This window comes from Halorubrum ruber, from assembly GCF_018228765.1.
Lineage (GTDB): Archaea > Halobacteriota > Halobacteria > Halobacteriales > Haloferacaceae > Halorubrum > Halorubrum ruber.
The window spans coordinates 2,279,669-2,293,855 of the sequence record NZ_CP073695.1 but is presented as its reverse complement, the minus strand read 5'-3'; the positions used below and the strand labels follow the sequence as shown (position 1 = coordinate 2,293,855).

The 14,187-nt window shown below is 70.1% G+C and carries 13 protein-coding genes; 5 read left to right on the top strand and 8 right to left on the bottom strand.

Annotation, left to right across the window (positions count from 1 at the left end):
• Positions 1-108: 108 nt before the first annotated feature.
• Positions 109-1,161: a sulfurtransferase gene (locus J7656_RS11360; protein WP_249191458.1), complete on the bottom strand. Its 1,053-nt coding sequence runs from the start codon at positions 1,159-1,161 to the stop codon at positions 109-111.
• Positions 1,158-1,877: a helix-turn-helix domain-containing protein gene (locus J7656_RS11355; protein WP_017342765.1), complete on the bottom strand. Its 720-nt coding sequence runs from the start codon at positions 1,875-1,877 to the stop codon at positions 1,158-1,160. Before J7656_RS11355 ends, J7656_RS11360 begins: the two co-directional genes overlap by 4 nt.
• A gap of 95 nt (positions 1,878-1,972) precedes the next feature.
• Here J7656_RS11355 and J7656_RS11350 point away from each other — a divergent pair, with 95 nt between their 5' ends.
• A complete protein-coding gene (locus J7656_RS11350; protein WP_017342766.1) occupies positions 1,973-2,167 on the top strand; it encodes a hypothetical protein in 195 nt (64 codons plus the stop codon).
• Between the two features lie 117 nt (positions 2,168-2,284).
• On the opposite strand, the gene J7656_RS11345 is transcribed toward J7656_RS11350, so the two are convergent.
• The 5 genes from J7656_RS11345 to lonB form a co-directional block, all read right to left on the bottom strand.
• Positions 2,285-2,503 (bottom strand): hypothetical protein, encoded by a 219-nt coding sequence (locus tag J7656_RS11345; RefSeq protein WP_017342767.1) that lies wholly within the window; start codon positions 2,501-2,503, stop codon positions 2,285-2,287.
• Entirely contained in the window at positions 2,500-3,705 is a 1,206-nt protein-coding gene (locus J7656_RS11340) for a nucleoside recognition domain-containing protein (RefSeq protein ID WP_249191457.1), read from the bottom strand. Before J7656_RS11340 ends, J7656_RS11345 begins: the two co-directional genes overlap by 4 nt.
• Entirely contained in the window at positions 3,603-4,499 is an 897-nt protein-coding gene (locus tag J7656_RS15015) for a FeoB small GTPase domain-containing protein (protein ID WP_249191456.1), read from the bottom strand. The genes J7656_RS11340 and J7656_RS15015 overlap by 103 nt, the downstream gene beginning before the upstream one ends.
• Positions 4,496-4,738 (bottom strand): FeoA domain-containing protein, encoded by a 243-nt coding sequence (locus J7656_RS11335; RefSeq protein WP_017342769.1) that lies wholly within the window; start codon positions 4,736-4,738, stop codon positions 4,496-4,498. Before J7656_RS11335 ends, J7656_RS15015 begins: the two co-directional genes overlap by 4 nt.
• 277 nt (positions 4,739-5,015) lie before the next feature.
• On the bottom strand, positions 5,016-7,424 hold the full coding sequence (gene lonB / locus J7656_RS11330) for an ATP-dependent protease LonB (protein WP_211553321.1): 2,409 nt from the start codon (positions 7,422-7,424) through the stop codon (positions 5,016-5,018).
• Positions 7,425-7,594: 170 nt separating this feature from the next.
• On the opposite strand from lonB, the gene J7656_RS11325 reads away from it, so the two are divergent.
• Together J7656_RS11325 and J7656_RS11320 are read left to right on the top strand one after the other, a co-directional pair.
• Positions 7,595-8,125, top strand: a complete 531-nt coding sequence (locus tag J7656_RS11325; protein ID WP_017342771.1) for a nicotinamide-nucleotide adenylyltransferase — start codon at positions 7,595-7,597, stop codon at positions 8,123-8,125.
• 502 nt (positions 8,126-8,627) lie between these two features.
• A complete protein-coding gene (locus J7656_RS11320) occupies positions 8,628-9,500 on the top strand; it encodes an SAM hydrolase/SAM-dependent halogenase family protein (protein WP_017342772.1) in 873 nt (290 codons plus the stop codon).
• A gap of 21 nt (positions 9,501-9,521) precedes the next feature.
• Here J7656_RS11320 and J7656_RS11315 read toward each other — a convergent pair whose 3' ends face one another.
• The gene (locus J7656_RS11315) at positions 9,522-10,013 is read right to left on the bottom strand and encodes a DUF5793 family protein (RefSeq protein ID WP_017342773.1); all 492 of its coding nucleotides are present in this window, start codon (positions 10,011-10,013) and stop codon (positions 9,522-9,524) included.
• Between the two features lie 212 nt (positions 10,014-10,225).
• Here J7656_RS11315 and J7656_RS11310 point away from each other — a divergent pair, with 212 nt between their 5' ends.
• Together J7656_RS11310 and J7656_RS11305 are read left to right on the top strand one after the other, a co-directional pair.
• Entirely contained in the window at positions 10,226-11,959 is a 1,734-nt protein-coding gene (locus tag J7656_RS11310) for a type II/IV secretion system ATPase subunit (protein WP_211553318.1), read from the top strand.
• On the top strand, positions 11,956-14,148 hold the full coding sequence (locus tag J7656_RS11305) for a type II secretion system F family protein (protein WP_211553316.1): 2,193 nt from the start codon (positions 11,956-11,958) through the stop codon (positions 14,146-14,148). Before J7656_RS11310 ends, J7656_RS11305 begins: the two co-directional genes overlap by 4 nt.
• The last annotated feature ends 39 nt before the right edge of the window (positions 14,149-14,187 follow it).

Sequence of the window (14,187 nt, the reverse complement as noted above, 5' to 3'; positions counted from 1 at the left end):
TCGACGTGAGACGCGCTCATCGTCGTCGCTTGGGCGCACAGCGGCTAGAGTCTCCGTTTGTCGCAGGACAACGGCCGGCGTCGCCCCCGGTTGGCTGCGGGGCGTCGGCTAGCCGCCGTCGGGCTCGCCGACCTCGATCGGGACGCCGATCATGTTCCCCCACTCGGTCCAGGAGCCGTCGTAGTGTCGCACGCATTCGTACCCGAGCAACTCCTCGAGGACGAACCACGTGACCGACGACCGCTCCCCGATCCGACAGTAGACGATCACGTCGTCACCGGGGGCGATGCCCCGCGACTCGTACACGTCCGCGAGCTCCTCGCGCGACTTGAACAGGCCGTCTGGACGGACGTTCTCGGCCCAGAACACGTTCGTCGCCCCGGGGACGTGGCCGCCCCGCATCGCCCCCTCGTCGCTGCCGGGCGGCTTCGTGATCTCTCCGCGGAACTCCTCGGGCAGCCGCACGTCGACGAACTCCGTGTCGGTGTCGAGCGCCGCCCGCACGTCCGCGCGAGACGCCCGCACCTCCGGCCTCGCCGGCGCGTCGGGCGCGTCGCCGTACGTCACGTCCGGTGGATCTGCCGGCTCCGTCGTGGTCGGGTAGCCGCGTTCCAGCCAGTACTCGCGGCCGCCGTCCATGATCCGGACGTCCGGATGGCCGTAGTAGGCGAGCTGCCAGTAGAGGTGGGCCGCGAACCAGTTCCGGTTGTCGCCGTAGATGACGACGGTCGTCTCCTCGGCGATCCCGCTCGATTCGAGGAAGGCGGTCATCTCCGCCGGCGAGAGGATGTCGTGTGCCTCCGCCGACCGGAGGTCGGTCCGCCAGTCGACGCCGACGGCCCCGGGCGCGTGTCCCTCCTCGTAAAACGAGGCGTTGACGTCGACTTCGAGCAGCCGCAGGTCGGCCGCGTCGGAAGCGAACCGGTCGAGCCGGGCGTTCACCCAGTCGGCGTCAACGAGCACGTCCGTCGGGTATCGGCCGCCCGTCGACGCGTCCGTGGGCTCTCGCCGATCGTTGTTCGTGGGATTCCGCCGGTCGTCGTCCGTGGGCTCTCGTCGGTCGTCGTTCGTGGGCTCTCGTCGGTCGTCGTCCGTGGGCTCTCGTCGGTCGTCGTCCGTGGGCTCTCGCCGATCGTCGTCTGTGGGGGATTCGTCGGTCATGCCTGTTGGTCCGCGAATCGTTTCGCTAACTCAGCGGTCGCGCGTCGAAGCCGGTACGACACCGTCGAGCGGGGTTCGCCGAGCTCCGCGGCGAGTTCGTCGAGCGTCACGTCCCGCGGGGTCTCGAAGTAACCGCGCTCGACCGCGAGCAGCAGGGTCTCGCGCTGCTCGGCGGGGACGTCCGGCCGGGAGAGCAGCTCGCTCTCCCAGTGGTCGACCTCGGTCAGGTGTTCGAACGAGAAGGAGAGGCCGTCGCCGAGCTTCGCGGATAGCGTGTCGTACAACAGCCCGATCTTCGAGTCGTCCTGGACCAGCACGCGCCACCGGACCGTGTCGCCGGACCGCGTCTGCTCGAAGAGCACGCCCCCGTCGACGTACTTCGCCGTGATCAGCGGCACGGACTCGCAGTAGTCCACGTCGGAGACGTACGTGTACGTCACTCGCCGTCGCCGCTCGTCGGTCAACAGGCTCGTCGTGCGGTCCGAGCGACAGGCCCGCGCGCTGATCGACTCGCGGTCGACGGACTCGTCTAAGAGGAGCTCGTCGACGGCGGCGAGGTCCGCCGCGTCGCCGGTCACCGATTCGAGCTTCCACAGCTCCGAGGGGTCGAGACACGAGTAGGTCGCCTCCGACTGGAGGGAGCTGCGGTCGATGAACAGGTCGACGTACTCGTCTGCGCCGGGCTCGTACGTTATCGTGAACGTGAAGTCGTACATCTGACGGGGAGCTCGTTCTGTCGTGCGATTTCGGTTCGCGGCGTCCGCCTCACGGGCGACCGAGCCGTCGCGGTCGGTCGCGCTCCGGCGGAATATTGGCACTCGACAACACGCCTGATACGGGCCCGACGTACTTACGTTGTCTCGTATGTGCTTTCACGTTCGAATCGGAGGCCGCGCTCCGAAGCCGCCTCCTGATCTCACCCCTCGTCGCGCTCGTCGGCGGGATCGGCGGGATCGGCTTCGCGTTCGACGTGGCGCTGTACCGGAACTGGGAGTCGGTCGACTGACGCGGGGGACCGGCCCGCGGCGGGATCGACCGCGCGCCGGTCCCGGCGTCCGCTCGCCGTTCGGCGGCTCGGCGCCCCGTCCGTCGCGATCTCCGTCGTGCGTCGTCGCGGCGGCCGTCAGGACTCCTCCGCGGACTCGTCACCTCCGTCCCCGTCGTCGCTCGGTTCCCCGCCGCGTAGCCGTTCGGCGACCCTGTGCCGGAGGCGATCGAAGGGCCGCGAACAGGCGCCGCACTCGGCACAGGAGACGTCCGAACAGGAGATCGAGGCGCCACAGCGCGGACACGAGAGCCCGTTCGCCGCGTCGAACTCGTACTCGCAGCGCGGACAGATCACGCGATCACCTCCAGCGCGGCCGCGACGGCCCCGCCGACGGTGAACGCCGTGACCCAGGAGCCGACCCACACGAGGAGCGCGCTCCGCGCGTCGCGCTCCCTGAGTATCATCGCCATCGTGAGGATACAGGGGACGAACAACGTGACGACGATCAGTCCGACGAACGTCTGGGACGCCGACAGCGCCATGTCCGTCATCCCGGCTGCGGCGAAGTCGCGTCGGATCAGCCCCAAGACGAGCACTCGTCCGAACGACGCCGGTAGGCCGAGCGCAGCGGTCAGCGGCCGAAGGCCCCCGACGATCGCGTCCAGCGCCCCGACGTAATCCAGCGTCGACACCGCCGCCGCAGTGACCCCGAACAGGGGGGCCGCCTCCCTGAGGAACGCAGCGCTCCGGTTCGCCGTCTTCCGGGCGACGTTCGTCGGGCGGGGGGCGCGCAGCCGCGGGAGCTGCTCGATCAGCGGGTCCTGCTGCCCGGGAAGCGTCCGGTCGAGGAAGACGCCGGCGACCCCGAGGACCCCGAGCAGCACGAGCAGGTAAGCGCCCCACCAGCGGAGTCCGAGCCCGGCCAGCAACCCCGTAATGACCCCGATCTGCGCCGAACAGGGAATCGCGAGCCCCAGCAGGGCCGTCGTGATGAGCCGCTCCCGGCGCGACCCGACCATTCGGGTGGAGACGACCGCCATCGTCACGCACCCCACCCCGACGATGAGCGGGACGACCGCGCGGCCGTTGAGGCCGATCCGGCTGAGTCCCCTGTCGGTCAAGACGGCCAGCCGCGGCAGGACGCCGGCGTCCTCGAGCGTCCCGATCACGAGGTAGAACGCGACCACCAGCGGGAGCAGGACGCCGAGAACGTACTGGACGGTGATCGTCAGCAGTCCGAGGTTGCCGTTGACGAGCAGGAACTCGACGGGAGCGGCCCACTCGCTCGCCGGGAACAGGTCCGCGACGGCCGCCTCGACCGCGGGGTTGTAGTAGCGGCCGAAGAGCACGCCCTCCGCGTAGCCGACGACCCGCTGCGCGACGACCACACCCATGAAGTAGAACACCGCGACGAGCAGTCCGATCGCGATCGGCACTCCCGTCACCGGGCGCATCAGCAGATCGCCGAGCCGCTGCTCGGCGGCCCGCCCGGAACCGGCCTCCCGTTCGACCGCGTCGACGATCGATCGGACCCGACTCCGGCGCTCGCGGTACACCGCTTCCCGCGCTCCGGCGTCCGCGAGCGGCGCGTCCCCCCGTCGGCCACGAGGCCGCGGGCGCCGACGCGGCGGGCCGTGGGTTCGTCGCCCTCGACGAGGAGGGTCTTCTCCGCCCGGCTGGCCTCGACCTCGTCGGGGAGCGCGTCGTAGTACGAGTCGACGGGCGTCGACGCGGGGGCGGACGCCTCCGGGAGGCGGTCCCTGAGTTCGTCGACGCCGGATCCGGTGACGGCGACGGTCGGTACGACCGGGACGCCGAGGGCCGCCTCCAGCGCGTCGACGTCGATCTCGATGCCGTCGGCCTCGAGTTCGTCCATCATGTTCAACGCCACGACCGTCGGAACGCCCATGTCCAGCAGCTGTAGCGTCACGAACAGGTCTCGGTCGAGCTGCGTGGCGTCGACGACGTTGACGACCGCGTCCGCCTCGAGGACGGCCTCCCTGGTGACCCGCTCCTCCTCGGAGAACGACGAGATCCCGTGGACTCCGGGAGTGTCGGTCAGGCGAGTCGAGCCGACGGGCACCGCGGTCGTCTCGACCGTTGTTCCGGGGTAGTTCGAGACGTCGGCGTACTCGGCCGTGAGCCTGCCGAAGAGCACGCTCTTGCCCGCGTTCGGGGCGCCCACGAGCGCCACGGTCGCCTCGCCGTCGCCGGCACCGAGCCCACCGACCGCCTCGCCGTCGCCGGTCCCGAGCCCGCCGACCGCCTCGCCGTCGTCAGCACCGAGCCCGCCGGCCGCCTCGCCGTCGCCGACACCGAGCCCGCCGACCGCCTCGCCGTTCGCCGTCATCGCGGTTCGCCGTCGCGTCCCGCTCGCTCGACGGTGATCTCCCGAGCGAGCGACCGTCCCAGCGCTACCTCCGTCCCGCGACGCCGCACGACGACCGGCCCGTTACGGACCCGCCGGCGACACTTGACGCGGCCGTCGAGGAGGCCGAGCCGCAGCAACCGAGCGCGCGACTCGTCGTCCGGTACGTCGACCAGTTCGATCCACTCGTCCGGCGGGACGTCGACCAGCGCGGCCGTCATTTAGGTGTACCTAAAACCACGTCCGTATTGGGCGGCATGCCGAATTATGTGGCGTTATATATGCGCATCGCGCTTCGAACCCCCCGATGCGGGCCGTGTGTTCGGCTTCTCGTCGTCGCCGCCCCGCGTGACGGCGGCCTCGGTGATCTCATCGCTGCCGAGCCGATCGGGAGTATCGGAGACGCCCGGAATCTCCGACTCAGCGACCCGCTCGCGGCGCGGTGGCTCGCGGGGGCGGAGCGAGAGCGGAGAATCGGAGGGGGAAGCGCCGAACCGCCTACTGCGGGCTGGGGTTCGACGGCCCGGAGACGTTGCCGTCCTTCAGCGTCGACCCCGTGATCGACTTCAGGCGGGAGACGAGCGAGTCCTTCTCGGTTTCGCCCTCCAGGGCGATGTCGAGGACCTCGCTGATATGCGAGACGGGGATGACCTCGATCATCTCCTCGTACTCGTCTTCGATCATCACGTCCTGCTCGTTGGCCGCGGGGATGATAACCCGGTCGCAGCCGGCCTTCGCGGCCGCCTCGATCTTGTGGGTGACCCCGCCGACAGGGAGCACGTCGCCGCGGACCGACAGGGAGCCGGTCATCGCGAGGCTCTGGTCGACGCCGACGTTCTCTAAGGCGGAGATGACGGCGGTCGCGACCGTGATCGACGCGGAGTCGCCGTCGACGCCCTGCTGGCCCGTCTGGATGAACTGGATGTGGATGTCCTTCTCGGAGATGTTCTCGTCGGAGAACTTCTTGATGATCGCCGAGACGTTCTGGACCGACTCCTCGGCCATCTCCTTGAGCTGGCCGGTGGCGATCACCTGCCCGCCGCTCTGAGTCGGCGTCACCTCGGCCATCACCGGGAGCATGATCCCGGAGTCCTCGCCCATCACGGCGAGGCCGTTGACGCGGCCGACGACGTAGCCGTCGGAGACCTGGAGCTCGTAGTCCTTCCGGCGCTCGATGTAGTCGTCGGCGAGCTGCTGTTCGATGGACCGCGAGCGCCCCTTCGCCTGGAGCACGTGGTCGCGGGTCGTCATCTCGGCGTCCTCGCCGCGAGCGATGTCGCCCGCGACGCGGACCATCCCGCCGAGGTTCCGCATCTTCAGCGTGAGGTGGCCCTTCCGGCCGGAGCGGCGCTTGGCCTCGAGGATGATCTCCTCGACGGCCTCCGCGGAGAACTCCGGCAGACGGCCGTCCTTCGCGACCTCCTGGGCGATGAACCGGACGTACTTCCGGCGCATCTCCGGGGTGTCCTCGATGGTGTCCTCCATGTACACCTCGTAGCCGTACCCCTTGATCCGGGAGCGCAGCGCCGGGTGCATGTTCTCCATCGCGTCGAGGTTCCCGGCCGCGATCATGACGAAGTCGGTCGGGACGGGCTCGGTCTGGACCATCGCGCCCGAGGAGCGCTCGGACTGGCCCGTGATCGAGAACTCGCCCTCCTGGATCGCCGTCATGAGGTGCTGCTGGCTGCGGATGTCGAGCGTGTTGATCTCGTCGATGAACAGCACGCCCTTGTTCGCCTTGTGGATGGCCCCGGCCTCGACGCGGTCGTGGCTGGGCGTCTCCATCCCGCCGGACTGGAACGGGTCGTGCCGCACGTCGCCCAGCAGCGCGCCGGCGTGCGCGCCGGTCGCGTCGCGGAACGGCGCGGTCTTCGTGTCGCCGTTGTTCACCAGCAGGTTCGGGATCATCGCGTCCGACCCGCGGTTGAGGTAGCGGAAGACGAGGTAGACGACCCCGGCGGCGATGATGCCGACGAGGATCTGGCCGACGATGATGAGCGCGTAGCCCAGCACGACGGCGATGATGATCCACATGAGGAGCGACCGCATCTGGTTGCGCTTGCGCGCCTCCTCGCGGTGCGCCTCGACGATCTGGTCGCCCTTGCCGGCCGGCACGGTGCGGACCTTCGGCTTGTTGCCGTCGTCGGGGTTGTGATACACTAAGACGTCCTGAAGCTCCTCTTTGGGGAGGAGCTCGGACATCGCCTTCGCGAGCATCGACTTCCCGGTCCCGGGCGAGCCGATCATCATCACGTGGCGGCGCTGCTTCGCCGCCTTGATGATCACGTCGCGGGCGTGCTCCTGCCCGATGACCTGGTCGACGAGCCGGTCGGGAATCTCGAGCTCGGCCGTCGTGTCGATCTTGAGCCCGCCGAGGAGGTCGTCCTCGTCCGGGTCCTCGTCGATCTCGGCGCCCTCGACCTCGACGGTGCTCCCGAGCTCGTCGATCCCGCCGTCGTCGGACGGCTCGGGGTTGTTACCGTTCCGGGCCCCGTCGGTGCCTTCCCCGACGACGTCGGTCTCGTCGAACCCGTCCCCGTCGTCGACGACGACCCCGTCGTCCCAGGGGTCGTCCTCGTCGTCGGGGTCCGCGGCCGACCCGTCGTCGGGGTCCGCGGCCGACCCGTCGTCGGGGTCCGCGGCCGACCCGTCGTCGGGGTCCGCGGCCGACCCGTCGTCGGGGTCCGCGGCCGACTCGTCGTCGGGCCCCGCGGCCGACTCCCCGTCCGAGCCCGCGGCCGGGTCCTCGTCGGCGCCGGAGTCGTTCGCCGGACCGTCGTCGGGCTCGGGGTCGCCGCGCGTGGCGTCCTCGCCGTTCCCCGCCGGACTCGAGTCGTCGACGCCGCCGTGGGGCGGTTCGTCGGGGTCGTCGGCCGTCGGGTCGTTCGTGTCCTTCTCGTTGCTCATAGAATCGGGTGTCGCTATCGAAAAGGACGGGTCGGCTACTGATATACTTTCTCCCCCCGGAGGCACCGGCCCGAGGGAAGCAAACGCCGTTTTGAAGCCGTATGTCCGCCGATCTCGGCGTCCAAGCGTTCCCACGGGGTTTATAAATGACGCCGACGGTACGTAGACTCATGCGGGGGTTTTACATCGGCCGGTATCAGCCGTTTCACGACGGCCACCGGCACATGGTGGAAGAGATCGCGGCGGAGGTCGACGAGCTCGTCTTGGGGATCGGCTCCGCCGGCGACTCCCACACCACGCGGAACCCCTTCACCGCCGGCGAGCGCGTGATGATGGTGACGAAGGCGGTCGAGGAGTTGGACGCCACCACCTACGTCGTCCCCATCGAGGACCTCGACCGCAACTCCGTCTGGGTGAGCCACGTCCAGAGCATGACCCCGCGGTTCGACGTCGCGTACTCGAACAACCCGCTCGTCGTCCGGCTCTTCGAGGAGGCCGGCGTCGAGGTGCGCCAGTCGCCGATGTTCCGCCGCGACGTGCTGGAGGGGACCGAGCTCCGCGAGCGCATGATCCGCGGCCGCGACTGGGCGGACCTCGTCCCGGACGCCGTCGTCGACGTGATCCGCGAGGTCGACGGCGTCGAGCGCATCCGCCGGATCGCCGAGACCGACTCGTTAGGCGACGAACCTTCGGACCAATAGGGCAGGGAGTACGACCGTGTGGGTGTTCGTTTGCCGCGAATCGTCGACTGAGGATCGACGGAGAACAACTTTGGCTGCCTCGATCGTTTATAAATGGCCATCGGTAGTTCGACGGTGACTGCCTCCAAAGACCCAGCCGCTCATTTATAAATAGATGACCGTAGATCGACGGTGACCGCCTCCAAAGCCCCAGCCGCGAGGCGGGCGCACGCTCGCTGCGCTCCTCAGTCGCTCGTTTCACTCGCTCCCTGCGGTGCTTACGTCGCCTGCGCCCGCCTCGCGGCTGCCCCTTTAAGTCCCACCCCGCACAGCGACCGTACCTCATACCTCCCCAGCCTCGCGGTTCGCTCCGGGTTCCCTTCGGTCACCCGTCACTCACCGCGTCCCTCGCGCGTGCGACTCGCGCCCTGCGGGCGCTCGTCGGCACGCGCCACCGCAGTTGGTAGAGTGAATGGCGCGGCCGCCCGTTCCTTTTAAATCTGCGCCGACCGCGGGTTCTGACATGATAACGCTCGCCTCGGACTTCGGCTCGCCGTACCCCGCCGCGATGAAGGGAGTGATCCGCCGGCACACGGACGCCGAACTGATCGACGTCGCCCACGACCTGCCGCGCGGAGACCCGCGTGCGGCCGCCTTCTGGCTCCGGTTCGTCCTCCCGGAGTTCCCGCCGGCGGTCCACTGCGCTGTAATCGACCCCGGCGTCGGCACCGACCGCGACGCCCTGGTTGTCCGCGCCGGCGCCCACGTGATCGTGGCCCCGGACAACGGACTCGCGATGCCGCCGGCCCGAGCGCTGGCGGCCGACGAGTCGGACGTCGAGGCGTGGACCGTCGCGGTCGACGACCCCGCGAGCGAGACGTTCCACGGCCGCGACGTGTTCGCCCCGGCCGCGGCCCGGATCCGAGCGGCGCTCGACGAGGTTTCGGAGACGTCGAACGGCTCTCCGGACGCCGACGCGGTCGCCGAGACGCTCGCGGCGATGGACGACCTGACGCCCGCGAGCGACCCCGTCGACGTCCGCTTCCCGGAGCCGACGGTCGAGCGCGACGATGGGGGCGATGAAGCGGCCGGCGGCGAGGACGGCGACGGCGACGTGATTGCGGTCGACGGCGAGGTGCTCGCGATCGACCGGTTCGGCAACGTGATCACCAACGTCCCCGGGGAGCTGGTCCGCGGCCGCGACTGGATCCGGGTCAACGGTGACCTCACGCCGGTCGCAGAGACGTTCGGCGCCGTCGACCCCGGTGAGCGCCTCGTCACCGTCGGGAGCCACGGCTACGCGGAGTGCGACGTCAACGACGGGCGCGGGGACGGCGCGTTCGACCTCCGGCCCGGGGACTCGGTGCGGTTCGTGCCGGACAGCGTCAGCCTCTGACTCGCGGGAAAATCGCCGCCGCTACAGCTCGACGCCCGAGGGGATCAGACTCTCGCTGCGGAGGAGGTTCCCCTCGTGGTCGTACACGAGGAAGGTGTCCTTGTCGTAGGCGACGAGCCGCTCGCCGTCGACGTCGATCTCGACGCGGTACCGGGCGTCGCCGTCGTCGGTCGCGTCGCGCGCGGCGTGGATGAACGGGAGGACGTCCGTCGCCGTCTCGTTGAGTTCGAGGACGAAGTCGCCGGTGTACCGGTTGGTGACGCCGACGACGCCCTCCGGGTCGTCCGCCTCGTCCAGCGGCTCGCGGAGCCGGAACGCGACGTCGATCTCGTCTGCTGTGAGCAGGTCGTCGCCGTCCGTTTCGACGATGATGTCGTCGCTCTCGCCCCCGGAGAGCCGCTCGCGGAGCAGTTCCTCCGGCCCGTGGAAGTCGATCCGCACCAGCGGGGGCGATCGGGAGCCGGCGCCCTCGTCGACGCCCTCGACGGTCAGATCGAAGTAGTCACGCCGCATTTCCTATGGAACGCTTTGCGGTCCGGCCGTATCAACGTAACGGGCGGATCGGCGGCGCGGAGCCGACAGCGCCGCGTCGACGGCGCCCCCGGCGTCCGCGTCGTACCCTCAGTCGTCCGCGCCGCGTCGGCGCCGCGGCCGTGGGTCCCGGCCTCGCTCCTGATAATCGTCGGGGGTAGTTTAACTTCCCCCGCCATTACGTCCCCGTATCCATGGCGAGTGATGCCGGCGGGAGCGACCTCGGCGACCGGATCGAGGCCCTCCAGCGGCGCCTCTCGCGTACGTGGGAGCTGCTTCAGGGGTCGACGCTCGACGTCCGCCCGTTCCGCCCCGGCGAGGACGGCCCGCTCGCGTCGTTCGTCGTCCCCGACGACGAGCGCGAGGTCGACCGGTACTGGGTGAACGCCCCGTACGCGTACGTCGTCATCACCTACGACGAGGTCGAGAGCGAACACCGCTACTACGCCGTCGAACCCGAGCTCGACGGATTCGAGCGCGAGCTCCTCGACCGCGTCGTCGACGACATCCGCGACCCCCTCCTCTACCGCGAGGGGAGCGGCAAGACGGACGAGGAGACGCTCAAAGCGGAGCTGGAGACGCTGTTAGAGGGGTACGGCGTCGAGGTCGGGATGGACACGTTCCACGCGCTCGCGTACTACCTCTACCGCGACTTCCGCGGCTACGGGAAGGTCGACCCCCTCCTCAACGACCGCCACATCGAGGACGTCTCCTGCGACGGCTACGACCTCCCGATCTTCGTCTACCACGACGAGTACACGGACATCGAGACGAACGTCTCGTTCGGACAGGAGGCGCTCGACAGCTACGTGATCCGGCTCGCCCAGCAGTCCGGGCGCCACGTCTCCGTCGGGGACCCCATCGTCGAGACGACGCTCCCGGACGGGTCGCGCGCGGAGTTGGCGCTCGGCGAGGAGGTGACCCCGCGGGGCTCGGCGTTCACCATCCGCCAGTACGCCGAGGACCCGTTCACGCCAGTCGACCTCGTGGAGTACGGGACCTTCTCCGTCGAGCAGATGGCGTACTTCTGGCTCTGCATCGAGCACAACAAGAGCCTCATCTTCGCGGGCGGCACCGCCTCGGGGAAGACCACCTCGATGAACGCGGTGTCGATGTTCGTCCCGCCGCGCGCGAAGGTGCTCACCATCGAGGACACCCGCGAGCTCTCCCTGTACCACGACAACTGGCTCTCCGCGGTCACCCGCGAGCGCCGGTACGAGGGGACGGACATCGACATGTACGACCTGCTGCGCTCGGCGCTGCGCCACCGCCCGGAGTACATCGTCGTCGGCGAGGTGCGCGGCGAGGAGGCGATCACCCTCTTCCAGGCGATGAACACCGGCCACACCACCTTCTCGACGATGCACGCCGACTCGATCGAGACGGTGATCAACCGGCTGGAGAACGAGCCGATCAACGTCCCCCGCGCGATGGTCCAGTCGCTCGACATGCTCTCGGTCCAGACGCTCACGCGCTCCGACGACGAGCGCGTGCGGCGCGCGAAGACGATCGGCGAGATCGGCGGCATCGACCAGCGCACCGGCGAGCTCGACTACTCCTCGGCGTTCGAGTGGGTGCCCGACTCCGACACGTTCCGCCGGAACGACTCCTCGCTGCTGGAGGAGATCGCCGACGAGCGCGGCTGGTCCCGGGCGGAGCTGCTCCGCGAGGTCCGGCGCCGCGAGCGCTTCATCGAACTGCTCTCCGCGCTCGGCATCGACGACTACCGCACGTTCACCGCCCTCGTCAACGAGTACTACGCCGACGCCGACCGCGTGATGGAGAAGCTCGACGAGCGCGCCGCCGCGGCCGAGGGCGTCGACGCCGCCGATATCGCGGATGAGACCGACGCGGTCGCGCCGGGCGACGGGGCCGACCGCGGTCCCGAAGCCGCCGACGGCGTCGACCCCGACGCCACCGACCGATGATCGAGTACCTCCCCCTTGCCGTCGCGGTCGCGGCCTGCCTCGCGCTCGCGCTGCCGCTCGTCGACGACCGCGCGGACCTGTTCGTCACCCGCGTCGCGCTGTCGGCGTTCGGCGACTACGTCGGCGAGGACGAGGCGCGGCGGCAGGCCCAGCGAGATCGGATGCGTGCGGCCCACGTCGCCGGCACCACCCACCGCGTGTACGCCTCGCGGACGCTGCTGTACGCCGCCGTCCTCGGCGTCGCCGGCAGCGTGATCGGCGTGTACGCGGCCGCGGGGTTACTCGCCGCGCTCGACGTCGGCGAGGCGGCGATCCGCGAGGCGCTCCCGGCCGCGTTCGAGTTCGTTGCCGTCGTCGCGCGGCTCGCCGACCTCGGGCTCGGCAGGCTGTTCGTCCTGCTCGCGGTCGTCTCCGCGACCGTCGGGTCCGGGCTCGCGCTCGGCGCGTACGTCGCCCGGTGGCAGCTGCTCGACCAGCGCGCCCACGCCCGCGCGGCCGAGATCGACGCCACCCTGCCGCGGACGGTCGCGTTCATGTACGCGCTCTCGCGCTCCGGGATGGCGTTCCCGCGCGTGATGGACACGCTCGCGGAGAACGAGTCGGTGTACGGCGAGGCCGCCACGGAGCTGTCGGTCGCGGTCCGCGACATGAACGCCTTCGGCACCGACGCGCTCACCGCGCTCCAGCGGATCTCGCGGCGGACGCCCAGCGACGACTTAGCGGACTTCTCGGAGAACCTCGCCTCCGTCCTCGGCACCGGGCAGTCGGTGTCGTCGTTCCTCGACGACCAGTACGAGCGCTACCAGGCGGAGGCGGAGGCGAAACAGGAGCAGTACCTCGAGCTGCTCTCGACGTTCGCCGAGGCGTACGTGACGGCGCTCGTCGCCGGCCCGCTCTTTTTCATCACTATCCTCGTCGTCATCGGTCTCGTCTTGCAGGACACGCTCCCGATCCTCCGCGTCGTCGTCTACCTCGGCGTGCCGCTCGCCACCTTCGGCTTCGTCGTCTACGTCGACAGCGTGACGCAGGGCGTCGGCGGCACCGAGACCGTCGCGGCGTCGTCGCTCGACGACCCGGACACCCCCTCGGTCACCGGCGTGCGCCACGCGACGGACGAGCCCGGGGACAGAGGGGAGGCCGCCCGGTTCGACGGCGGCGCGGCGACGGGGCGCGACGCAGACAGGGGGGCCGTAGACCGGAGCGGCGCGGACCGCTGGACCGAGAGCCGCGAGCGGCTCCGCGTCTACGACCGCCTCCGCTGGGCGCGGCGGCTGATCGCGTCGCCGGCCGAGACGGTGCTGGCCTCCCCGCAAACGGTCCTGCTCGTCGCGGTCCCGGTCGCGGTCGCCGGGCTGCTCGTCTTCGCGTTCCCGGTCACGCTCGGGACGCCCGTGGAGATGGTCGGCCAGATCGACGGGCCGATCGTCGCCGCGACGGCGTTCGTCCTCGCGGCGTACGCGGTCGCCTACGAGTTCGGCAAGCGTCGGGTCCGACGCATCGAGTCCGCGGTGCCCGACTTCCTCGACCGGCTCGCCAGCGTCAACGAGGCGGGGACCGCCGTGGTCGGCAGCGTCCGCCGCGTCGCCGACTCGAACCTCGAGGCGTTGACCGAGGACCTCCGCCGGACCCGACGCGACGTCGACTGGGGCGCGGACGTCTCGACCGCGCTGCGCCGCCTCGAACGCCGCGTTCGATCGCCGATGATGTCCCGCGCGGTCGCGCTCGTCACCAACGCGATCCGCGCGAGCGGCGACGTCGGGCCCGTCCTCCGGATCGCAGCCGACGAGTCGCGCGCGACCTGGTCGCTCCGGCGCGAGCGCCGACAGGTAATGTTAACGTACCTCATCGTCATCTACATCTCCTTCCTCGTCTTCCTCGGGATCATCGCGGCGCTGTCCGTCTCCTTCATCCCCGCCATCGAGTCGGCGGGCGTCCCGGGGACGGGCGGGAGCCTCCCGGACGCGGGGGCCGGCGTCCCCGGCGGTCCGGGAGGGATCGCGGACGGGATCGGCGACATCAACGTCGACGCCTACGAGCAGCTGTTCTTCCACGCCGCGTCGATCCAGGCGGTCTGCTCCGGGCTCGTCGCCGGCCAGCTCGGGGAGGGGTCGGTGCGCGACGGCGTGAAACACGTCGTGGTGCTGCTCGCGCTCACGCTCGTCGCGTTCGTCGCGATCGGCGCCGTGTGACGGTCCGGTCGGCATAAGCGCGTCGCGACCGAGGGCTCG

What these genes read in the sequence shown, in the direction of transcription:
- J7656_RS11360 (WP_249191458.1), bottom strand. Translation starts at nt 1,161, where the DNA reads ATGACCGACGAATCCCCCACAGACGACGATCGGCGAGAGCCCACGGAC.
- J7656_RS11355 (WP_017342765.1), bottom strand. Translation starts at nt 1,877, where the DNA reads ATGTACGACTTCACGTTCACGATAACGTACGAGCCCGGCGCAGACGAG.
- J7656_RS15015 (WP_249191456.1), bottom strand. Translation starts at nt 4,499, where the DNA reads ATGACGGCGAACGGCGAGGCGGTCGGCGGGCTCGGTGTCGGCGACGGC.
- J7656_RS11335 (WP_017342769.1), bottom strand. Translation starts at nt 4,738, where the DNA reads ATGACGGCCGCGCTGGTCGACGTCCCGCCGGACGAGTGGATCGAACTG.
- lonB (WP_211553321.1), bottom strand. Translation starts at nt 7,424, where the DNA reads ATGAGCAACGAGAAGGACACGAACGACCCGACGGCCGACGACCCCGAC.
- J7656_RS11325 (WP_017342771.1), top strand. Translation starts at nt 7,595, where the DNA reads ATGCGGGGGTTTTACATCGGCCGGTATCAGCCGTTTCACGACGGCCAC.
- J7656_RS11320 (WP_017342772.1), top strand. Translation starts at nt 8,628, where the DNA reads ATGATAACGCTCGCCTCGGACTTCGGCTCGCCGTACCCCGCCGCGATG.
- J7656_RS11315 (WP_017342773.1), bottom strand. Translation starts at nt 10,013, where the DNA reads ATGCGGCGTGACTACTTCGATCTGACCGTCGAGGGCGTCGACGAGGGC.
- J7656_RS11310 (WP_211553318.1), top strand. Translation starts at nt 10,226, where the DNA reads ATGGCGAGTGATGCCGGCGGGAGCGACCTCGGCGACCGGATCGAGGCC.
- J7656_RS11305 (WP_211553316.1), top strand. Translation starts at nt 11,956, where the DNA reads ATGATCGAGTACCTCCCCCTTGCCGTCGCGGTCGCGGCCTGCCTCGCG.